The 19,471-nt window shown below is 68.6% G+C and carries 20 protein-coding genes and 1 pseudogene; 15 read left to right on the top strand and 6 right to left on the bottom strand.

Annotated features, from left to right (window positions below; translation table 11 throughout):
- Positions 1–37 precede the first annotated feature (37 nt).
- On the bottom strand, positions 38–778 hold the full coding sequence (locus tag ACMGDM_RS11995) for a PEPxxWA-CTERM sorting domain-containing protein (RefSeq protein WP_436804359.1): 741 nt from the start codon (positions 776–778) through the stop codon (positions 38–40).
- A 265-nt stretch (positions 779–1,043) separates the two neighbouring features.
- Between ACMGDM_RS11995 and ACMGDM_RS11990 the strand changes: the two are divergent.
- From ACMGDM_RS11990 to ACMGDM_RS11960, 7 genes and pseudogenes are all read left to right on the top strand, one after another.
- A pseudogene (locus tag ACMGDM_RS11990) lies at positions 1,044–1,939 on the top strand (baseplate assembly protein).
- On the top strand, positions 1,936–2,280 hold the full coding sequence (locus ACMGDM_RS11985; RefSeq protein ID WP_436804358.1) for a phage tail protein I: 345 nt from the start codon (positions 1,936–1,938) through the stop codon (positions 2,278–2,280). Before ACMGDM_RS11990 ends, ACMGDM_RS11985 begins: the two are co-directional and overlap by 4 nt.
- The gene (locus ACMGDM_RS11980; protein ID WP_436804357.1) at positions 2,277–2,471 is read left to right on the top strand and encodes a hypothetical protein; all 195 of its coding nucleotides are present in this window, start codon (positions 2,277–2,279) and stop codon (positions 2,469–2,471) included. The genes ACMGDM_RS11985 and ACMGDM_RS11980 overlap by 4 nt, the downstream gene beginning before the upstream one ends.
- A 3-nt stretch (positions 2,472–2,474) precedes the next feature.
- Positions 2,475–3,491, top strand: a complete 1,017-nt coding sequence (locus ACMGDM_RS11975) for a hypothetical protein (protein ID WP_436804356.1) — start codon at positions 2,475–2,477, stop codon at positions 3,489–3,491.
- A 2-nt stretch (positions 3,492–3,493) separates the two neighbouring features.
- The gene (locus ACMGDM_RS11970) at positions 3,494–4,309 is read left to right on the top strand and encodes a gp53-like domain-containing protein (protein WP_436804355.1); all 816 of its coding nucleotides are present in this window, start codon (positions 3,494–3,496) and stop codon (positions 4,307–4,309) included.
- Positions 4,310–4,322: 13 nt separating this feature from the next.
- Positions 4,323–4,787: a hypothetical protein gene (locus tag ACMGDM_RS11965; RefSeq protein ID WP_436804354.1), complete on the top strand. Its 465-nt coding sequence runs from the start codon at positions 4,323–4,325 to the stop codon at positions 4,785–4,787.
- Entirely contained in the window at positions 4,784–5,017 is a 234-nt protein-coding gene (locus ACMGDM_RS11960) for a hypothetical protein (RefSeq protein WP_436804353.1), read from the top strand. The genes ACMGDM_RS11965 and ACMGDM_RS11960 overlap by 4 nt, the downstream gene beginning before the upstream one ends.
- Before the next feature lie 505 nt (positions 5,018–5,522).
- Here the strand turns inward: ACMGDM_RS11960 and ACMGDM_RS11955 are convergent.
- Complete coding sequence (locus tag ACMGDM_RS11955; RefSeq protein ID WP_436804352.1) at positions 5,523–5,933, bottom strand: cupin domain-containing protein; 411 nt, start codon at positions 5,931–5,933, stop codon at positions 5,523–5,525.
- 337 nt (positions 5,934–6,270) lie between these two features.
- On the opposite strand from ACMGDM_RS11955, the gene ACMGDM_RS11950 reads away from it, so the two are divergent.
- From ACMGDM_RS11950 to ACMGDM_RS11925, 6 genes are all read left to right on the top strand, one after another.
- Positions 6,271–6,858, top strand: coding sequence for a phage baseplate assembly protein V (locus ACMGDM_RS11950; protein WP_436804351.1), 588 nt, complete (start codon positions 6,271–6,273; stop codon positions 6,856–6,858).
- A 5-nt stretch (positions 6,859–6,863) separates the two neighbouring features.
- Entirely contained in the window at positions 6,864–7,211 is a 348-nt protein-coding gene (locus ACMGDM_RS11945; protein ID WP_436804350.1) for a GPW/gp25 family protein, read from the top strand.
- Positions 7,212–7,221: 10 nt separating this feature from the next.
- A complete protein-coding gene (locus ACMGDM_RS11940) occupies positions 7,222–8,211 on the top strand; it encodes a phage tail protein (RefSeq protein WP_436804349.1) in 990 nt (329 codons plus the stop codon).
- Positions 8,208–8,348, top strand: a complete 141-nt coding sequence (locus ACMGDM_RS11935) for a hypothetical protein (protein WP_436804348.1) — start codon at positions 8,208–8,210, stop codon at positions 8,346–8,348. Before ACMGDM_RS11940 ends, ACMGDM_RS11935 begins: the two co-directional genes overlap by 4 nt.
- A gap of 343 nt (positions 8,349–8,691) precedes the next feature.
- On the top strand, positions 8,692–10,830 hold the full coding sequence (locus ACMGDM_RS11930) for a TonB-dependent siderophore receptor (RefSeq protein ID WP_436804347.1): 2,139 nt from the start codon (positions 8,692–8,694) through the stop codon (positions 10,828–10,830).
- A 638-nt stretch (positions 10,831–11,468) separates the two neighbouring features.
- Positions 11,469–11,873, top strand: coding sequence for a GFA family protein (locus ACMGDM_RS11925; RefSeq protein WP_436804346.1), 405 nt, complete (start codon positions 11,469–11,471; stop codon positions 11,871–11,873).
- Positions 11,874–12,102: 229 nt separating this feature from the next.
- Here the strand turns inward: ACMGDM_RS11925 and ACMGDM_RS11920 are convergent, their stop codons facing one another.
- Complete coding sequence (locus ACMGDM_RS11920) at positions 12,103–12,876, bottom strand: DUF2490 domain-containing protein (RefSeq protein ID WP_436804345.1); 774 nt, start codon at positions 12,874–12,876, stop codon at positions 12,103–12,105.
- A gap of 371 nt (positions 12,877–13,247) precedes the next feature.
- Between ACMGDM_RS11920 and ACMGDM_RS11915 the strand changes: the two genes are divergently transcribed.
- Complete coding sequence (locus ACMGDM_RS11915; RefSeq protein WP_436804344.1) at positions 13,248–14,897, top strand: FG-GAP-like repeat-containing protein; 1,650 nt, start codon at positions 13,248–13,250, stop codon at positions 14,895–14,897.
- A 376-nt stretch (positions 14,898–15,273) separates the two neighbouring features.
- On the opposite strand, the gene ACMGDM_RS11910 is transcribed toward ACMGDM_RS11915, so the two are convergent.
- Together ACMGDM_RS11910 and ACMGDM_RS11905 are read right to left on the bottom strand one after the other, a co-directional pair.
- Positions 15,274–16,284, bottom strand: a complete 1,011-nt coding sequence (locus ACMGDM_RS11910; protein ID WP_436804343.1) for a glycoside hydrolase family 26 protein — start codon at positions 16,282–16,284, stop codon at positions 15,274–15,276.
- 153 nt (positions 16,285–16,437) lie between these two features.
- Positions 16,438–17,097 carry a PEPxxWA-CTERM sorting domain-containing protein gene (locus tag ACMGDM_RS11905; protein WP_436804342.1) on the bottom strand — a complete coding sequence of 220 codons (660 nt, stop codon included), beginning with the start codon at positions 17,095–17,097 and terminating at the stop codon, positions 16,438–16,440.
- 161 nt (positions 17,098–17,258) lie between these two features.
- Between ACMGDM_RS11905 and ACMGDM_RS11900 the strand changes: the two genes are divergently transcribed.
- Positions 17,259–17,750 (top strand): nucleoside deaminase, encoded by a 492-nt coding sequence (locus tag ACMGDM_RS11900; protein WP_436804341.1) that lies wholly within the window; start codon positions 17,259–17,261, stop codon positions 17,748–17,750.
- Positions 17,751–18,027: 277 nt separating this feature from the next.
- On the opposite strand, the gene ACMGDM_RS11895 is transcribed toward ACMGDM_RS11900, so the two are convergent.
- Positions 18,028–19,365 (bottom strand): ABC1 kinase family protein, encoded by a 1,338-nt coding sequence (locus ACMGDM_RS11895; RefSeq protein WP_436804340.1) that lies wholly within the window; start codon positions 19,363–19,365, stop codon positions 18,028–18,030.
- Between the last annotated feature and the right edge of the window lie 106 nt (positions 19,366–19,471).

Raw genomic sequence — 19,471 nt, 5'->3', positions numbered from 1 at the left:
AGCGCTCCAGCGGCCTAGCGGGTCTCCAGCGCGAGTGTCAGGCGAAGCGCAGCACCGACCTTCGGCGCATGGCGTAGCCGATCGCGCCAAAGCCAAGGATCATCATCGCCCAGGTGGCAGGCTCTGGTACGCTCGCCACCGAAAAGCGTAGGCTCGAGAGCCGAACCGCTCCGAGAAGATAATCGTACTGGCCGTAGCTAAAGCTGCCCGAGCACTGAACGACGCGCTCGCAGACGTTGCCGCCGGCCGGCACGTCGAAAAGGCTGGTAGGCGCGCCAGTGATGAAGCCGCGGGCACTCAATCCCAGTCCATCGCTTCCTCCGAAGCGTCCGGGACCAGTGCTCGCCCCGAGACTCAGGCACTTCGCTGTGTATTGGCAGCCTAGATCCCCGAGTACGGCGAGCGCATAGCTCGATGAGGCGGCGCCGTCGTTCTCCTGTGTGATCCCGTTGATCGTGATGGTACCCCCGCCGATGTCAGCAGTGCGCTCCGGGTCGTCCCCTGGAAAACTATTGAACTCGCCGGAGCTAACAAGCTGAGAGCCGGTCGACCGATACAATGGCGGTGTGGCGGTCAGATCGACAGTGATCGTAATTGTCGCGGTTTCACCGATTAGCGACGCCCCACGCGGACCAAACCGGCCGAATTCATCTATGGGCTCTCCGATGTACGGTGCGAGCCGCTCTATAACTCCGACCCCTGTTGCGATGACGGTCAGGGCGTGGGCGGAACACGGCATCACGGACAGGACCGCAGTGGCTAGAACAGCTCTCAGCATCGTCCGCCTCCATATGTCGTCGGATTGCCGACTCACCTGCTAAATACCACACGCCTCAAGCACTTAGTAGGCGGTCTCTTTTACCTTCAGCGAATAAGGCTCCCTCCGCAGCCTGCACCATGCGCTCGCGCCCGCTTCGCGACGCCTTGCAAGGGAGCTTGGCAGATCAAATCTTCTGCCATCTTGCCCCAGCGCCTTTGGCTCCCCCCTGCCACAGGCACACCTTCTAGCCACCCGCCCCCAGCGCGCGCTTCGCTCGCGCGCGATGCCCGAGACCGCCGCAGCCGCCGTCGACCTCTCTCGCCTGCCCGCGCCGCGGGTGGTGGAGCCGCTCGACTTCGAGACGATCTACGCCGCGATGCTCGCCGCGCTCCAGCAGCTCGTCCCGGGATTCGACGCCACGGTCGAGAGCGACCCGGCGGTTAAGCTGCTCCAGGTCTGCGCCTATCGCGAGCTGCTGCTGCGCGCGCGCGTCAACGACGCCGCGCGCGGTGATGCCGGCCTTCGCGCGCGGCAGCGACCTCGACCAGCTCGCCGCCCCGATTGGGGATCACGCGCCACCGCCTCGGCGCCGGTGACCCGAGCCGCAACATCGCCCCCACCTACGAGGACGACGACGACTTCCGCCGCCGCCTCGTCCTCGCGCCCGAGGGCTTCTCGGTCGCCGGGCCGGCGGGCGCGTACGTCTTCCATGCGCTCTCGGCCGATCGCGACGTGCTCGACGCCAGCGCGATCAGCCCCGCGCCGGGCGACGTGCTCGTCTCGGTGCTCTCGCGCACCGGCGACGGCACCGCGCCCGCCGCGCTGGTCGCTACCGTCGATACCTATCTCTCGGCCGAGACGCGCCGCCCGCTCACCGACCACGTCCGCGTCCGCGGCGCCACCATCGTGCCCTACGTGGTCGAGGCGGTGCTCACCACCTACGCCGGCCCAGATGCCGCAACCGCGCTCGCCCAGGCGCAGGCCAATGTCGCCGCGCACGCCGCGCGCTGCCACCGGCTCGGACTCGACGTCACGCGCTCGGCGCTGTTCGCCGCGCTGCACGTGCCCGGCGTGCAGAACGTCACGCTGCTCCATCCCGAAGCCGACATCGTCGTCGACCGCACCGCGGCGACGTGGTGCTCGGCGATCACCGTCACCGTCGGCGGGGTCGGCGAGTGACGCTACTGCCGCCCAATGCCACCGCGCTCGAGCGCGCGCTCGAGACCGCGACCGCGCGGCTGGGCGACGTGCCCTCGCCGCTGCGCGCGCTGGTCGATCCGGACAGCTGCCCGGCCGAGCTGCTGCCCTATCTCGCCTGGGCGATCGCGATCGACAGCTGGTCGGAGGACTGGCCCGAGGCGATCCGCCGCGCGCGCGTCCGCGCCGCCATCCCGATCCAACGCCGCAAGGGCACCGTCGCCAGCGTGCGCGACCTGATCGCCAGCTTCGGTGGCGCGCTGGCGCTGCGCGAATGGTGGGAGCCAGCCCGCCCGGTCGCCCCTACACCTTCGCGCTGGTGACCAGCCTGGACGGCGTCGTCCGGCCCGAGGCGACCGCCGCCTTCGCCGAGGCGGTGATCGCCGAGGTGCACCGCACCAAGCCGGTGCGCTGCTCGTTCAGCTTCAGCCAGGCCATCGCCGCGGCGGGCCGGCTCGGCGCGGTCGCCGCGGCGCGCCCCGCAGTGCACGCGCGGCTCCGGCTGGCGGCCTGAGCGATGGGGCTCCAGCTCGTCCTCACCGACGCCAGCCGCGCCGCGGTGATTGACCACAGCGGCGGCGGTTTCCGCGCGGTCCGCGTCGCCGCGGTCGGCGTCTCGCCCAGCCCGGTCGCGGCGAGCACCGCGGCCAGTGCGCTTGCCGACGAGGTGAAGCGGATCGCCACGATCGCGGGCGAGACCACCGCGCCCGACACCTTCCACGTCACCGTCACCGACGAGAGCCAGGACGCCTACATCGTCCGCTCGTTCGCGCTCTACCTAGACGATGGCACGCTGTTCGCTTTGTACGGCCAGGACGAGGTGATCGTCGAGAAGTCGGCGCAGTCGCTGCTGCTGCTCGCGCTCGACGTCGCGCTGGTCGACGTGCCCGCCGCGGCGATCACCTTCGGCAGCGCCGCCTTCACCAACCCGGCCGCGACGCCGCGGCGCGCCGGCGTCGTCCGCCTCGCCAGCGACGAGGAAGCCGTCGCCGGCGTCGAGCGCGCCGCCGCGGTGACGCCGGGCTCGATGCGGCTGTTCGCGCAGCTGGCCGGCGCGACCTTCACCGGCGGGGTCACCGCGCTGCGCGGCGTGTTCGCCGACGACGAATGCTACCTGCGGGTACCGCGCGCCGGCCTCGCCGACGTCAGCTTCGACGCCGGCGACGTGCTGCGCTACGACCGCGCGGCGGATCGCTGGGACTTCCTGATCGACAGCCACCCGCGGCTCACGATCACCGCCGCCGGGCTCGACCGCGCCGGCAACCGCATCTGGGACGCGGGCAACGACGGCGCCGGCTCGGGGCTCGACGCCGACCTGCTCGACGGCCACGACGCCGCCGCCTTCGCGCTGCTCACCGGCGCGACCTTCACCGGCGGCATCACCGCGGTGGGCGGGCTCTTCGCCGACAACGACTGCTACCTGCGCGTACCGCGCACCGGCATCGCCGATCTCAGCTTCGACGCGGGCGACGTGCTGCGCTACGATCGCGCCGCCGACCGGCTGGATTTCTTCGTCGCCAACACCCCCGGCTGACGATGAGCGCGACCGGGCTCGACCGCGCCGGCAATCGCCTGTGGGACGCGGGCAACGACGGCGCCGGCTCGGGCCTCGATGCCGATCTGCTCGACGGCCACGACTCGACCGACTTCGCGCTGCTCACCGGCGCAACCTTCATCGGCGGCGTCACCGCGATCGGCGGCCTGTACGCGGACAATCACTGCTACCTGCGCATCAACCGCGAGGGCAAACCCGATCTCAGCGCCGACGAGGGCGACGTGCTGCGCTACGACCGCGTCGCCGACCGCTGGGACGTCGTGATCGACAATCACTCGCGGCTCGGCATTGCCGCCACCGGGGTCGACCGCGCCGGCAACCGCGTGTGGGACGCGGGCAACGACGGCGCCGGCTCCGGCCTCGACGCCGACCTGCTCGACGGCTGGGAGCGCGACGACCTGCGCGCCTGGAGCAACCTGCTCGGCCGCCCCGCTGCCTTTCCGCCCGCGGCGCACACGCACAAGGCCGCCGACCTCATCGGCGCCTTTCCCGGCGCGCTGTCGACCAACGGCTATGTCGTGCTGCCCGGCGGGCTGATCATCCAGTGGGTGTCGGGCGCGTTTCAGGACGCCGGCAGCGTGGCGACGCAGACTGTCACCTTCCCGATCACCTTTCCCGGCGCCTGCACGCAGGTGGTGGTCACCGCCCAGCTCGGCCAGGCCGATCCCGAGGCACACGCCGCCTACCAGCTGGTCGCGGTTTCCGCGTCGTCCGCGACGGTGCAGCGCCAGCTGCCCGGCGGCGCGATCGTCGACCGCCAGGCGAGCTGGCCGCGGCTGCTCGCGCTAGGCTATTGACGGAGCGCCCCCGGTGCCGATCCACTACAGCGCGACGCACAACGCCTTCTTCGACGCGCGCCTCCACGCCGAGCTGCCCGCGGACGCGGTGCCAATCGACGCCGCCGAACACGCCGCGCTGCTCGAGGCGCAGTCCGCCGGCAAGGAGATCCGGGCGGGCGATGACGGACGCCCGACCGCGCGCGCGCCGCGCGAGACGGGCGAGCAGCTGCGCGCACGGTTGCTCGCGGCGGTGAAGGCGGAGGCGGCGCGGCGGATCCACGCGGTGGCGCCGCTGTGGCGCCAGCTCAACGACGCACGCGACCTCGCCACGGCCCCGGGCGAGCGCCGCGCCGCGATCGAGCGACGCTTCGCCGCGATCGACGGCTTGCGCGCCGCCTCGAACCGGCTCGAGGCCGCGCTGTCGGCGATGACGCCGCGCCAGCTCGCGCGCGTCGACCTCATCGATGACAGCCACTGGACGGAGTCGACGTCATGAAGGTCAGCATCGGCGCGTTCGACAGCGCGACCCGTACGGTCGCGGTCACCTTCGAGCACGACGGCGTGCGCCACGAGCGCCCGGTCAACGCCTGCCTCGATGGCAAGGGCGGCTACGAGGCCGCGGCCACCGAGGCGCGGGTCCGCGAGGTCGCGCGCGGCGTCGAGTACAAGATCGCGGCGGGCGTGATCGCTGCTGCGGTTGCGGGAGCGGTCGCAGCGACCGAATGACTCATGCTCGTCGGTGCGACTGATGCCGGCTGACCGGAGGTAAGCGGACGCGTTCTCAACTGAGGGAGAACAGCACCATTCGCCGAGCAGCGTCTTTCGCTCCGCTGCATAGCCCAGGTCGACCGTTGGCAGCGATGCGAGTTGAAGATCGTCTGTATTCAAGTGACCGACGCCGACGACGCGCCAGTCTCTCCCCGTATGGCTCTCCGCCGCACGTGACTTGTAGATCACCGTCCACGTCATGAGCGAACCCGAGCACTGGCGCTCCGTCAAAAACGTGCTGGCACAGATAGCACGCCTTATAGGGATGGAAGGTAAGTCCAGCCAGCGAGATCATCGCGCCAGCGTGGTGGCAGCAGCTTCGTTCGCGAAACGGCATCACGAACGATCTCACCGGATCGGAGCTGAATGGCTGGTTGTGGCACGATAGCGGAAGGGCCGCTTACAGGTGCCGTACAGCGTAAGCGGCCACTCGTTGAGTTCGGTTGGAGCCTACTCTCGTTCGTCAGCGTCGACCGACTTCAGGCGCAAGCGTCACGAGCGGCTTGCCTTTTTCCACTATGTAGGTCGCGAGCTCGGCGCCATTGGTGGTGCCAGGATTATGCGCCTTGTGTGCTACACCTGCCGGTATGAACAAAACCTCGCCAGCTTTGAAGGTCGCCGGGCTCTGGCCGTCCAGCTGGTATTCCAACGTGCCTTCGATTACGTAGATGACCTCCTCGCCCGGATGTCGGTGCCAAGGCGCCGTTGCTCCCGGTGCGATGTCGATGCGCGCCTGCACTGTCTCCCGATTAACGATTGACAGGTCGTGTCGCTGAAGGTCTGTTCGCTTCACGCTCTGCTGACCCTGCGCAGTCGCAGCCATCGCACAAAAGGCGAGTGACGATCCAATTGCGAGTACGTACTTCGAGCCCATGCTCTTACTCCTTCGTGTTGAGAGTTTCCCTCGGGTTCTTGCGGTGAAGCGGGCAAAGCGTGCGACGCTCGATATCAGTCACCAACTGTTTCACGCTATAAGGCAGAGCCATGTCGTCATAGCCGGCAGGACGAAAATGACGAGTTTCATCTTCGCATCCGGAAGTGATGGACCGACGACTGCATGAAGCGCCAGTAAGGAGCTAGCGGACGCTACCGCTCACGCGCTCGCCGCCCGCAGGAACGTACCGCTTCCCGCTGAGGACCTGTCGCAGCGGCCTCCCACAGGCACGCGCCCGCGCGCCACGGCGCCCCCCGGCGCATGGTCGCGCCTCGTCATGACCGCGCTTTCCGACCCGCGCCGCTTGTTCGGCAACCTGCTCCAGCTCGGCGCGGTCGAGTCGGTCGATCTCGCGCACGCCACCTGCCGCGTGCGCGTCGGCGAGCTGGTCACCGGCGACATCCCCTGGCTCACCCCGCGCGCCGGCGCCGCGCGCGTCTGGTCGCCCCCGGTCGCGGGCGAGCAGGTGCTGCTGCTCTGCCCCGAGGGCGACGTGGAGGGCGGACTCGTTCTGCCCGCGCTGTTCAGCGACACGCATCCTGCCCCCGCCAGCGACAAGCGCGACCTCGTCACCTGGGCGGACGGCGCCGAACTCTCCTACGACGCCGAGGGCGCCGGCCTCGTCCTCAAGCTCCCTGACGGCCGACCGCTCACGATCACCGCGCCTGCCGGCGTCTCGATCGAGGCACCGGTCGCGATCAAGGGCGACGTCAAGGTGAAGGGCAGGACCGCGCTCGACGGCGACGTAAGCGTCACCGGCAAGCTCACCGCCAGCGACGACGTCGTCGCTTCCGGCAAGAGCCTCAAGCGCCATACCCATCCCGGTGTCCAGCCGGGCGGCGGCACCTCGGGGCCACCGCAATGAACGGCATGGACGCCGTCACCGGCCGACCGCTTCGCGGCGCGGCGCACCTGCGCCAGTCGGTCGCGGACATCCTCTCGACCCCGATCGGCAGCCGCGTCGCGCGCCGCGATTACGGCTCGCTGCTGCCCGAGCTGCTCGACCAGCCGATGAACGCGCTCGGTCGCATGCGCCTGGTCGCCGCGACCGCGCTCGCGCTCGCACGCTGGGAGCGCCGGCTGCGCGTCACCGCGGTCGCGGTCGAGGCGCGCGCCGACGGTCGTGTCGCGCTCACCATCGACGCCACCCGCACCGACGTCCCCGCCCCCAACGCGCGCACGCGGCTGCTCGTCCCGCTTGCCCCCCGCCCCGCCTGAGGAACCGCCCATGCACGGCATCACCGTCACCGAATATAGCGAGGGCGCCCGCGCGCTTGTCACCGTCGCCACCGCGGTGATCGGGCTGGTCGCTACCGCCAGCGCCGCAGCGGGCGCCGCGAGCGACGCGCTCGACGCCGCCTTCCCGCTCAACCGTCCGGTGCTGGTCACCGACCTCCCCGCTGCGATCGGCGTCGCCGGGAATGACGGCGCGCTGGTCGCGATCGCCGATCAGGTGCGCGCGCCGGTAATCGTCGTGCGCGTCGCCGCGGGCGCCGACACGGGCGCGACCAACACCAATGTCATCGGCGGCACCGTCGCCGGCACCAAGACCGGGCTGCAGGCACTGCTCGCCGCCGAGCCGCAGCTGGGCGTGCGCCCGCGCATCCTCGGCGCGCCGGGGCTCGACACACAGCCGGTCGCCGCCGCGCTCGCGGTGGTCGCCGTGGTCGCGGACAAGCTGCTCGATCGCGGAGGAAGTCGCCCGCGCGCTGGAGGCGTACCGCCGCCGCGAGGCCGCGCACGCGCGCGCCAGCTACCGCGACGATCCCGACGGAGCCGACCAATGAACCTGATGGCGCTCGGCATGTTCGTCTTCTCGATCGACACGCTCGCTTATCAGGAGCTGACGCGCGACCGCGCCTGGCGCCACGCCCGCGCCCCCCGCGTCGGCGCGCTCGACGCCACCCAGTTCCTCGGCCGCGACAATGACGAGATCACGTTCGCCGGCGACGCGCCGGCCGAGCTGATGGACGGCGCCGCCTCGCTCGCGCAGCTGGTCGACATGGCCGCGGAAGGCGCCGCCTGGCCGCTGGTGAGCGGCAGCGGCGACGTGCTCGGCCAGTTCGTCGTCACGCGCGTCAGCGAGCGCCACACCGCCTTCTTCCCCGACGGCACGCCGCGGCTGATCGGCTTCCAGCTCCAGCTGCTCCAGGTCGACGCCGAGCCGGCCCCCTCGCCCGCCGCACCGGCCGGCGGTAACGCTGCGGAGTGGGTGTGAGCGCCGCGCCCAACCGCCCCGACTATCGCGTCACCGTCGACGGGCAGGACATCACGCCGGTGCTACGCGGGGCGTCAGCTGGTGCGGGTTCACGCGGCGGGCGCCCGCGGCTGGTCGCGCTGCGTGCGAGGTGGTGAATGACGTTAACCCGCAGAAGTACTCGTTGGCCCACATTGCGGCGTAGTTTGCCTTCGCCGGGTGCTTGTGATCAGACGGCGGAGATTGTGGAACAATGATCCTCGCCCCGGAGCCACTACCAACACCTTCTAACGACGCGGCCCGTGCACGATTGCAGTCATGGTGCCACCGCTGCCCATGTGAAGGCGTCTTGCCGGTCGTGAACTCGACCGTCTGCTTTCGAACGATCGGTGGAGGGTACGGTGGCCGTTCGGCGACGCGAGCTTCGTAAGCGTCTTGCGGCACACACCGCCCCAACATAAGGAGACGTTATACCGTACCTGGTTGATCTAAGGGGGATCGATGAACCGACTGTCCATCCGGGCAGGCCTGATGCTTGGCCTGTTCCCGATCACCATGCCTGCCTCCGCCCAGACGGAGGCTGAGGAGCACTCACGCCGCTCGGACATCGTCGTCAACGGCATCCGCGAGGACGATAGCTATGCGCCCCAGCAGGCGACCGTTGCGGGCAAGAGCCCCGCTCCGCTGATTGAGATTCCGCAATCAGTCAGTGTGGTCACGCGCCAGCAGATCGAGGACCGCAACCTGTTCACAATCGGCGAGGCGGTGCAGACCGTGGCTGGCGTCACAGTGATGCCGTTCGACGGCACCAATCCCGATTATCGCGCGCGCGGCTTCGTGCTCGACTATGCCTATGACGGCATCCCCTCAACCTTCTCCTCGGGCGTGCCCGAATTCGACCTCGTCATCTACGAGCGGCTCGAGGTGCAGCGCGGACCCACGGGTCTGTTCCGCGGTTCCGGGTCGCCGGGCGGCACGATCAACCTCATCCGCAAGCGTGGGCAGGATCAGCTCACGGTTTCCGGTGCGCTCTCTGCGGGGTCCTGGAACAACTATCGCGGCGAGTTCGACATCGGAGGGCCAGTGGATGCCGCGGGTCGCCTGCGCCTGCGAGCAGTCGGCGCGCTCCACGACCGCGACTTCTTTCAGGTAAAGTCGCATACACGCAAGCTCACCGCCTATACCGCGCTCGACTTCGACCTGACGCCGACGACCACGGTCGGAGCGTCGCTCAGCTACCAGGATACGGTGGCGAACACGCCGATGAACGGGCAGCCAGCCTATGGGCTGTTGACCAACGGCCAGCTGCACCCGCTGACCGACCAGTTCCTGAACTTGCGCCGCGACTTCCAACATCTGCCGAGTTGGAACAAGTTCACCGAAACGACCACCGAATATGCCGGCGAGATCAAGCAGCAGCTCGGCGACTGGTCGATGGTCGTGCGCGGACTTTACCGCATCATCCCGCGAGCCTGGGAGGATGCGTTCGTCCGGCCCGGAACGGGTGTCGATCCCGTCACACTGATCGCAGAATATGTGAATCGCCGCAGCCGCGGCGTGAATGGCAAAACGTCGGTGGACGCCTATGCTACCGGGCCCTTCACGCTGTTCGGCCAGGAGCATGAGCTGGCGATCGGCTACAGCTGGGACAAGCGGACAACCTCATTCCTCAATCGCACCCAAACTCCGGTCGGTCGCTATTCCATCTACGATGCGGACACGATCCCGCTGCCGGCTGCCGCCTTCACGTCCGGGAGCGAGACCGATCTGCAGCAAAGCGGCGTGCACGCGCAGCTCCGGCTGCGCCCGATCAGAGGTCTGACGATCGTCGCGGGCGGTCGGATCAGCGACTATACCAACAAGTCGCGCAACATCCCGCCCTCGTCCCCGACCGGCCTCGTCACCGGAGCGCGAGAGCGCGGCCAGTTCACACCCAGCCTCGGTGCGGTGCTGCACCTGACCGACGATGTTACGCTGTACGGAAGCTATTCCGACATCTTCAACCCTCAGACTTCGCTGCGCGCTGACGGCAGCGTGCTCGACCCGCGCGTCGGAGAGCAATATGAGGCGGGGCTGAAGGGGCGCTTCCTCAGCGGCGCAGTGAACGCGAGCGCCGCGATATTCCGCAGCAAGGACAAGAACCGCGCCCTCTCCGACACGGCTAACCCCGGGTTTTTCGTGCAGGCGGGCGTCGTGACAGTCGAAGGGTTCGAGTTCGAGGTCACCGGGCGCCCGCTGCCCGGGCTGGACCTGGTGGCGAGCTACACCAATGTGAAGACCCAATTTGAGCTGGGAACCGCCGCACAGACCGGGGCGGTGTTCGACCTCAACACGCCCCGGCACCAGTACAAGGCCTACGTCCGGTACGAGCCGGCGGCGCTCGGCGGGGTCTTTGCCGCGGTCAGCGTAAACGGTCAAAGCGGCGTCATCGCGGGCGGCGTGGCCGGCCTTCGCGAGCAGGCGCCGTTCGCGGTCGCCGGGGCCCAGCTCGGCTGGCGGGTCAGCGAGGAGCTGCGGGCGTTCGTGTCGGTCAACAACGTGTTCGACAAGGTATATTACCAGCGCGTCGGCTCGATCAACACGTACAACTTTTATGGCGAGCCGCGGAACGTCCTGCTGACCCTGCGGGCAAGTTACTGATGGCGCCCGTCCTCCTCTCGGTCCTCGCCGAGCACCGGTGGCGGCTGCCGATACGCGACCCGACGGCTCGCGGTGCTCAGGCTGGGCGCAGCCGCGGTGAGGGCGCAGGCGGCCAACTGCATGTTACGCAGGAAACGGGCATAATCGAAGACTGACACGTACCCGAAGGTACGATCCACCACCGACTGCCCGCGGTGGAGATACCCTCCGCCGCGGTGCCGCCTACGCTCTCTGCGGATAATGCCGAGCAAGCCTATTGCACCCGCGCGAAACCCGCTGCGTCGGCCTGAGTGGCGATGATCCTTGAGCTGCGCGCGGTCGCTCTGCCGCAGGTACGGGTCGTGGTGGAAGTCCTCGCTGCGGCCGGAGGTTCGCGCCTGGGCGACGCCGGCGGCGGAGAGCCGCTCGGCACTCCCCGACCACAGCCTTATCCCACCGCATCCCCGCCACCTCCGTTCTGGGCCATAAACCCGAGCGTTGCCGGCCTGGTGGGCGGTCTCAGCAAGCGCCAGCCGTGGCCCATCGACCGCGATGTCTGTGGAGGTAGTTTGCAGGCATCGGCTTTCGCGAAGCTACTCGCCCCCCGCTGGCGCGCCTTCGCTCTTGGTGCCGCGACCAGCTTCGACTAGCACGCGGCCATGGCTCACTCCGGCTCCTGCCACTGTGGCGGCATTCGTTTCACGATCGATGTCGAGCCGGTCGAACTCACCACCTGCGATTGCTCACTGTGTGTGAAGCGTCACGCGGTGATGACGAAAGTGCCGGAAGCTGCGTTGTCCGTGCAGACGGGTCAGGATCTGCTCGCCACGTACGAGTGGAACACCCGCCGCGCCAAACACCATTTCTGCCGTCGATGCGGCATCTACGTGTTTCATCGGAAGCGCGCAGCCCCCGACCACTTCGGGGTCAACGTCTTCTGTCTCGACGGCTTCGACACCGCATCGCTGCCGGTGCGCGCGACCGACGGCCGGGGAATGACCGTGGTCTCCGATGCACCGCGCGATGAGTGGCCCGGCCCCCGCGTCTCGGGCGCGCGCGGATAAGGCGGCCTTGCGCGTCAGAGTTGTCGAAAGCCGCTTGTCCGCTCTCTCCCCTGGCCAAGTATTGCGCCGGAGGAATCCGTTGTAGCGATATGCCCCCGCGTTCCAGCAGCGCTGCCGATCGCGCAAGCGGTACCGAGGCTGGAGCTTCGACAACGCCGCGATACCGAATGTCTGGCCGTGTAGAGCCCGCTGAGACCTGATCGGTGGCTGCCGTAGCGGCACACGCCGTTCACAAGCGAACGAACAAGGTCGCACTCAGCACATGGTTGACGCGGTCATCGCCTGGGCGGTTGATGCGCTGGTTCAGATATCCCGGCTCAAGCCGCGCCCGCTCCGCAACCGGAAATCCGACGCCGACAAAGGTGCGCCATTGATCGATACCGTCGCGCACGCCCCAGCGGGTCTCGTTGAGGTTGAAGAAGCCCTCGGTAAACGCGACCGCCTGAAGCCCGCCCGGCTTGGCGATCGGCACCTGCACCCGCACGAACTGGCGGAGCCGCCAGGCGGTGCCGTCTCGGCCCTCGACCATCCGCTGTTCGAGCCGCGTGCGACTGATGACGAGCGGTGCCCCGCTCCTCAGTCGGATCGGCGCGAACTGGACCTGCTGCCATGGGCGGTGCTCATGCGTCACCGCGCCGCCTTCCGGATCGGTCCTGACATAGGCATAACCGACGACAGCGTGAGCGTCTCGCCCGATCCTAGCTCCGATCGCCGGCCGGACAATGACCTGGCTGCCACCGCCAATGTCGTCGGTCGCTCGGGCCTGTCCCTCGAGCCAAAGGAAGAGATCGCCGCGCACGGCGCCGGTCGCAATCACCGACGCCCATGCCTGTGTGTCCTCCTCGGCATGAGCGGGCGGAGAACACACGGCAAAGGTTGCTGCGACGGCGCTCGCAAGAAACGTCCGCGCCAGCCGATGGCGTCCGGCTCTCGACGCGCGAGAGCCGGGCGATGCGACGGGGCGCAAGAGCATGTTATTGATCGTGGCATGGTGAGTGAGCATCGCGCGTCCCCGGAATGAAAGCTGGACGCGACCCTTCAGCTGACGCCTCGTGGGGAGATCGCAATCCCCATGCGCAAAATCAGCCACGCCGCGACTTTCTTGTCAACCACGTTTGACGGTCGACGTCCGCGCGTCATGGATCGATCATCGCCTGTCTGCTGCCTCTCGGCTCGGACCTAGTAGCGGCGATACCCGTTCCCGCGATAACCTGGCGAGGCCACGAAGGAAGGCGACAGCGCCTTGCCCTACTCGCATGGTTACTGTTCGAGCCTTCTGACCCAGAACCGGACTAGCCGTCATTGAGGACGCATTGCCACGTTGCCCCAAGCGCCCGCCTTTCGTAGGCGGCACTGTTCATGGGGGAGAGGACGATGGCAAAACTGACGGGAACGAACGGGAACGATCAGCTGACCGGAACCGCCGACGACGACCTGATCGAGGGTCTGGCTGGCAACGACACGCTGTCCGGCGGCATGGGCAATGACGTGCTGGACGGCGGAGACGGTGACGACTTCGTCGTCGACGAAGCGAGTGGTTCGGACACGCTGCGGGGCGGCGCGGGCAACGACGTCATCAAGCTGTTTCACACGGAGCGGCAGTTCGTCAGCGAGACGATCGTGATCGACGCCGGCGCGGGGAACGACCTGGTCTCGGTGACCACCCTAGCCACCGGTCCGGTGACCATCGACCTGGGCGACGGCGATGACACGCTGAACCTGATCGCGGTTTACGGATCGGCCACCATGACATTGGGAGCAGGCCAGGATCATGTCGTTCTCGGTGCGAGCTACGGCGATTATACCGCCTTCTTGACGACCACGATCACGGACTTCGCGACGGGCGACGCCGGCGACGTGCTCGATCTCGGCGCGTATTTGAGGCGGCACGCGCCCAATTGGAACGGTTCCGACCCGGTCCGATCGGGTTACCTGCGCGTGGTGCAGTCCGGGAAAGACGCGCGGGTCGACATCGATCGCGATAGTACGAGCGGACATGACTACGGCTTCCTGGAACTGCTCACGTTGCGGAACGTCGATGTCGCCAGGCTCACCGCGCACAACCTCAACGGCTTTGAGCCCCATGGGTCACCGATGGACGCGCGCAACGACTTCAACGGCGACGGTTACTCCGACATCCTCTGGCGCAACGATAACGGTGCGCTGTCCGATTGGCTGGGCGGACAACAAGGCCGCTTCACGACGAACGATGCCGCCGCCTTCACGCAAGTGCCGACCAGCTGGCAGGTCACCGGCACGGCCGATCTCAATGGCGACGGTCGCGACGACATGCTGTGGCGCAACAGCGACGGCACCCTCTCCAACTGGCTGGCGCGCGCCGACGGCGGCTTCACCCCCAATGACGCCAACGGCTTTGTTCGCGTCGGGACCGACTGGCAGGTCGTGGGCACCGGCGACTTCGACGGCGACCATCGCGACGACATCCTGTGGCGCCATGCCGACGGGACGATTTCCGACTGGCTCAGCACCGCTGCGGGTGGGTATAAGGCAAACGACGCGGTGGCGTTGACCGATGTATCGGCGAGCTGGACCGTGGCGGGCACGGGCGATTTCAACGGTGACGGTCGCGACGACATCCTGTGGCGCAATGCCGATGGCTCCCTGTCGGACTGGCTCGGCCGCACAGACGGTGGCTTCACCGTCAACGACGCGGCGGCGTTCAGCCGGGCCGGGACCGATTGGACGGTGGTCGGCACGGGCGACTTCGACGGTGACGGTCGCGATGACATCCTGTGGCGCAACGCCGACGGCAGCGTCTCCAACTGGCTGGGCCGCGCCGACGGCGGCTTCACCGTCAATGACGCCGTCGCCCTCGTTCCGCGAGCCTTGACCGGCTGGTCAGTTGCCGAAATCGGCGACTACAGCGGAGACGGTCATGATGACGTCCTGTGGCGCAGCGACAGCGGCGTCGTCATCAACTGGGTGGGCATGGGGTCGGGCAGCTTCTACGCTAACGACGGCGCCACGCTGGTGCCGGTCAGCACCGATTGGCACATCGCCTGATCCCCTACGCCGCGGTGGAGCAGCCCTCCGCCGCGGCACGTCCGCCACCCTGCGCGCCGATCACCTGTCCGCTTTCGACATGTCTGCGCCATCGCCGCGGCCGTTTGGCTAGACACCCTGCCCTCGCCGGTGTCGCCGCCCCGACAGGCGCGCTCGTCCGCTCCAGCAATGGCGCGACCAGCATTGCATCAGTTGGCCACGTCGCGGCGACGATCAGTCCGCCGCTGGTCAGGTAGATGGTCGAGGCCGCCGCTAGGTAAGCGGCCAGGGGCCGAGCCACGACCCGGTCGCGCCGGCGGCTCGGTACGCCTGGCGACCACCTCGCCTAATCGGTGGTTTCGCTCGCGATGACACCGGCAGCGTGAGGCACGACCCGCTACCGCCCGAACGCCGCGCGATAGGCGCGCGCCACGTTGGGGAGATGCCCGTCGGTAAGCCGCGCGTTGATCCCGCCGTCGGTGCGGTTCCAATAATTGTGGTGCGACAGGCGCGCGCCCTGGGCGATGATCCACGCCGCCATCAGCTGCGCGAAGATCGCAGCGCGGTCGTCGTCCACGCCCCATTCCGACACGCCGATCAGCTTGCCGTGGCGCGCGCCGAACGACGCCAGCCAGCCCAGCCCGAACGGCTGCGACACGCGATAGCCAAAGATCGAGCGGCCGCCGTCGCGCAGGTTCTGGTCGTCGTACTTGCCCTGATAGTAGAGGTCGACGCTGACGACGTCGACCAGGTCGTCGCCGGGGTAGCATTGCTCGGGGTTGATCCCGCCCTCGCCGATATTGGGGCACCAGTCGAAATAGAAGCGGCGCGACACCTGGCGGAAGAGACTGGCGATGCGACGCCACGCCGCGACATAGGGGCGCGCCGCCCAACGTCCGCCGCCGTCGTGCGCCGCAAGCGACTGCGACGCCAGGTTGAACTCCCATGGCAGGCGGACGCAGATGCGGCTATCGTTACGCGGCGAGGCCGCGAGGATGGCGCCCGCGATCCGTCGGTACAGCGCATCGCGTGTTCCCGCGACGACACTGTCATAGCCGCGCGCACCACCGACCGGGACCGACCAGTGCACCCGCCGTCCCTGGGCGATCACGCCACGGCCGACACCGACGATGAAGTCGATCGATTGCTCCAGCTTCTCCCAGCTCTCCTGGTTGAAGTAGAGCAGGTCGTGATCCTGCCCGCGGCCGAGCCACTCGCCCCAGCGCCGCATCGCCGCCGGATCGTTGCCGGTAATGGCGCCGAGCTGGCGCACCGGGATGCCATCGTGGCGCGTCGCCGTCAGCTCGCCTGCATGGCCGCGACACGCAACCAGCGCCGTCGCGGTGGCGCCCGCCCCCAGCCGCAGCGCATCGCGCCGTCCAATCGGCGCACCCTCTCTCGTGACCATCGACTTCCTCCTCGAACCCCATGAGCCGAGTAGAAGTTGCTGCACGTGCGAGAAAGTCGGCGCGGGAGCGGGCGCGCTCCGCTCGCACGGGCGCGGGCACCGCTCACCGTCTTATGTGCACGCGACGCGACGAACCGCGTCGCATGCCGTGGCTCACACCAGGTTGAAGTGGACCGAACGGCGCCGGCGCATGCCATAGCCCACTGCGGCAAAGCCGGCGAGCATCAGCATCCAGGTCGACGGCTCGGGCACGGCTGCGGGCGTGAAGCCGAAGCGCGTCGTCAGCCCGGCGTCGGCGTCGACCACGCCGCGGTCCTGATCGCGGAACGAGTTGAACGTATAGACGCGCTGCACCTGGCCCGGCGCGTAGGAGGCGGCGCCCGTCAGGTTGCGCAGCCCGTCGCCGCGGATCTCGAGCAGCAGGTCGCCCATCGCGGGATCGTAGAAGAAGGATCCGTCGAACGAGCGCGCGCCGGCGGCGCCCGCCGCCACCGTGCCGTTGTAGAAGGAGGCGAAATCGGCGCCGCGATTGGCTGACAGCATCGACGACATCGCGCCCACGCCGGTCGCCGCGGTGCCGAGATAGATCGACAGCGGCGTCGCCGCATTGGGCTGGAGGAAGAAAGTGAGGCTGTCGATATAGCCCGCCGTGCTGAACAGCGCGCTCGAAATGCTGTACTGGACCGTGGCGGTGCAGCCCGGCGCACAGGTGACCTGATCGGTGGTGTTGGTGCCGAAGTCGATCGTCGCGCCCGCGGCGGGAACCGCTGCGACGACGGCGGCGCCGAGCGCCGCCAGACCGATGATTTTCATTGTGTACGCCCCTTTTACTACGTCCCCAACGCTAACCCGCGTTAGCGAGTTAGGATGCATAGCTTCGTGACGCATCCGTCTCGGATTGGAACAGTGACGATCGGCCCGAGCCGGCCGGGACCGCACCCGTGAATGCCGCGTTGAGCGCCGCGGAGGTGAGCATGACCGAGGAAGACGAACGCTGGATGCGCGAGGCGATCGCGGTGGCGCGCTCGAAGGGATCGGATCCGTCCACCTCGCCGCTCGGCTCGGTGATCGTGCTCGACGGCAGGGTGCTCGCCGCGGAGCGCAACCAGACGCACGAGCTGCCCGACGCCACCGCCCATGCCGAGATGATGGCGATCCGCCGCGCCTGCGAGGGCAGCGGCGAGCTCGAGCTGCGCGGTGCGACGCTGTATTCGACGCTGCAACCGTGCGGCATGTGCACGATGGCCTCGATCTGGTCGAAGGTCGGCCGCGTCGTCTATGGCGCCGGGCGGGACGACGTCCACGCGATGTATTTCGAGGCAAAGCATGTCGACACTCTGTCGTTCATCGCGGATGCCTATCGCGACGATATCGTGATCGAGGGCGGCTGCCTGCGCGAGGAATGCGCTGAGCTCTACTACCCGCCCGACGCGGACCTCCCGAAGGAGGAACAGGCAAACCTGTGAAGGCATGATGTGAGGGCGGAAGGCGAGCCGTCGAAATTTGACGAAGGCGCAAAGCAGGGCGTGGCGCAGCCCGCCTTTTGCTTCCGTCCTCCACCATCATCATCCTGATCTCGTTTCAGGACCCGCGGCGCCGCATCAGCGACCGCCGCGGCGCCTTCGGCACGGTGGATCCTGAAACGAGTCCAGGATGACGGCGGGAGCGGTGAGGACGCCTGCGCAAAGGGCGAACGTCATATCGCGCCGGCCCCTCCCTTTAGCCGGACGAGCGCCGCGCCGCTCACGCCTCCGGCGCCTCCCCCTCGACACCGCGATACCGCTCCACCATCGCGCGCACGTCGACCCGTGCACCGAGCCGCGCGCACAGCAGCGCAGTACCGCTCACCTTGCGCTGGACGAACAAGGTGTCGATCGGCGGCAGGTGCCAGGTGGCGCGGTCGCGCGCCACTGTGGTGGCCTCCTCGCGCACCACGCCGACGAAGCGTCTGTCGCCAAAGTCGAACGCGCCCGGCCGACCCAGGTCGGCGAGGATCACGTCGATCATGCGGTTGACCGCGGCGCCGTGGCGCTCCACCGCGGCGGTGCCGAGGAAGCCCGCGGCGAGCGCCGCCTCGCGGACGCGCGCGCGGTCGCCGTCGAGCCCGGCCATCAGCAGACGGTGGTAACCCCGGCGCGTCTCGGCGCGCACCTCGCGCGCTGCGCCGAAGTCGAGCAGCACGAGCCGGCCGTCGTCCGCCTGCCAGCGGTAGTTGGCGAAATTGGGATCGGTCTGCATCACGCCCCAGTCGAACAGTTCGCGCAGCACCAGCCGCACCAGCGCTGCACCGGCAGCGTCGCGCGTCTCCGCCGGCGCGTCTGCGAGCGTCTCGACCGGTACTCCCGCAACGAACGTCATCGCGAGGACGCGATCGGTGCTGAGCGCGCGCTCCGGCGCCGGCACGACATAGCCGGCGTCATCGCCGAGCAGCGTGCGATAGCGTTCGAGCATCGCTAGCTCGCGCGCATAATCGGCCTCCTCGTGCAGCTGGCGCTTGGCCTCCTCGAGCAGCGGACGGAGATCGAGCTCGCGCGGCAGCAGCCCGGTGACACGCAACAGCGTGGCGACATTGTCGACGTCGGCATCGATGCTCTCGGCGACGCCCGGATATTGCACCTTGATCGCGAGCACGCGCCCGTCTGGCAGCTCGGCACGATGGACCTGGCCGATCGAGGCGGCGGCGATCGGATGCGCCTGAAAGTGGCGGAAGCGGCGTCGCCACCCCTCGCCCCATTGCTGCGCGAGCACGCGGTCGAGCTGCGCGGGCGGCATGTGGTGCGCGCTCTCGCGCAGCCGCGCCAGGATCGCGGTGAGCTCGGGCGGAAGCACGTCGCCCGCGTCCATCGAGATCATCTGACCGAGCTTCATCGCCGCGCCGCGCAGCTGCGACAATTGATCGGCGACGCGCGCGGCATTGGCGGGGGTGAGCAGCAGCTCCCCCATGCGCGGGCGCTCCCCGGTGGCGAGCCGGCGCGCGCCCTCCGCGATCACCCCGCCCGCCACGCCGCCCGCCAGCTTGCCGAAACCGCTGAGCCGCGACCATCGCCCGCTCGGCACCGCGCGTCCGCGCTCATCCACCATTCGCTCGCTCCTTCGAGCGGGTGCAACGGTTCGGGCGCGACGGAGGATGCATCGTGTCGGCATGAGACGACGCACCGGTCTGGGGCGCCGTCCCGCGCTGCCGCAA

The sequence above is a fragment of the Sphingomonas larreae genome (assembly GCF_051400595.1).
Taxonomy (GTDB): domain Bacteria; phylum Pseudomonadota; class Alphaproteobacteria; order Sphingomonadales; family Sphingomonadaceae; genus Sphingomonas.
This window is presented reverse-complemented; position numbering and strand designations above follow the sequence as displayed.

Bases quoted from the DNA above. Each gene is read 5' to 3' on its own strand.
- ACMGDM_RS11995 (WP_436804359.1), bottom strand. From the start codon at position 778: ATGCTGAGAGCTGTTCTAGCCACTGCGGTCCTGTCCGTGATGCCGTGT.
- ACMGDM_RS11975 (WP_436804356.1), top strand. From the start codon at position 2,475: ATGGGGCTCCAGCTCGTCCTCACCGACGCCAGCCGCGCCGCGGTGATT.
- ACMGDM_RS11970 (WP_436804355.1), top strand. From the start codon at position 3,494: ATGAGCGCGACCGGGCTCGACCGCGCCGGCAATCGCCTGTGGGACGCG.
- ACMGDM_RS11960 (WP_436804353.1), top strand. From the start codon at position 4,784: ATGAAGGTCAGCATCGGCGCGTTCGACAGCGCGACCCGTACGGTCGCG.
- ACMGDM_RS11955 (WP_436804352.1), bottom strand. From the start codon at position 5,933: ATGGGCTCGAAGTACGTACTCGCAATTGGATCGTCACTCGCCTTTTGT.
- ACMGDM_RS11950 (WP_436804351.1), top strand. From the start codon at position 6,271: ATGACCGCGCTTTCCGACCCGCGCCGCTTGTTCGGCAACCTGCTCCAG.
- ACMGDM_RS11945 (WP_436804350.1), top strand. From the start codon at position 6,864: ATGGACGCCGTCACCGGCCGACCGCTTCGCGGCGCGGCGCACCTGCGC.
- ACMGDM_RS11940 (WP_436804349.1), top strand. From the start codon at position 7,222: ATGCACGGCATCACCGTCACCGAATATAGCGAGGGCGCCCGCGCGCTT.
- ACMGDM_RS11930 (WP_436804347.1), top strand. From the start codon at position 8,692: ATGAACCGACTGTCCATCCGGGCAGGCCTGATGCTTGGCCTGTTCCCG.
- ACMGDM_RS11925 (WP_436804346.1), top strand. From the start codon at position 11,469: ATGGCTCACTCCGGCTCCTGCCACTGTGGCGGCATTCGTTTCACGATC.
- ACMGDM_RS11920 (WP_436804345.1), bottom strand. From the start codon at position 12,876: ATGCTCACTCACCATGCCACGATCAATAACATGCTCTTGCGCCCCGTC.
- ACMGDM_RS11915 (WP_436804344.1), top strand. From the start codon at position 13,248: ATGGCAAAACTGACGGGAACGAACGGGAACGATCAGCTGACCGGAACC.
- ACMGDM_RS11910 (WP_436804343.1), bottom strand. From the start codon at position 16,284: ATGGTCACGAGAGAGGGTGCGCCGATTGGACGGCGCGATGCGCTGCGG.
- ACMGDM_RS11905 (WP_436804342.1), bottom strand. From the start codon at position 17,097: ATGAAAATCATCGGTCTGGCGGCGCTCGGCGCCGCCGTCGTCGCAGCG.
- ACMGDM_RS11900 (WP_436804341.1), top strand. From the start codon at position 17,259: ATGACCGAGGAAGACGAACGCTGGATGCGCGAGGCGATCGCGGTGGCG.
- ACMGDM_RS11895 (WP_436804340.1), bottom strand. From the start codon at position 19,365: ATGGTGGATGAGCGCGGACGCGCGGTGCCGAGCGGGCGATGGTCGCGG.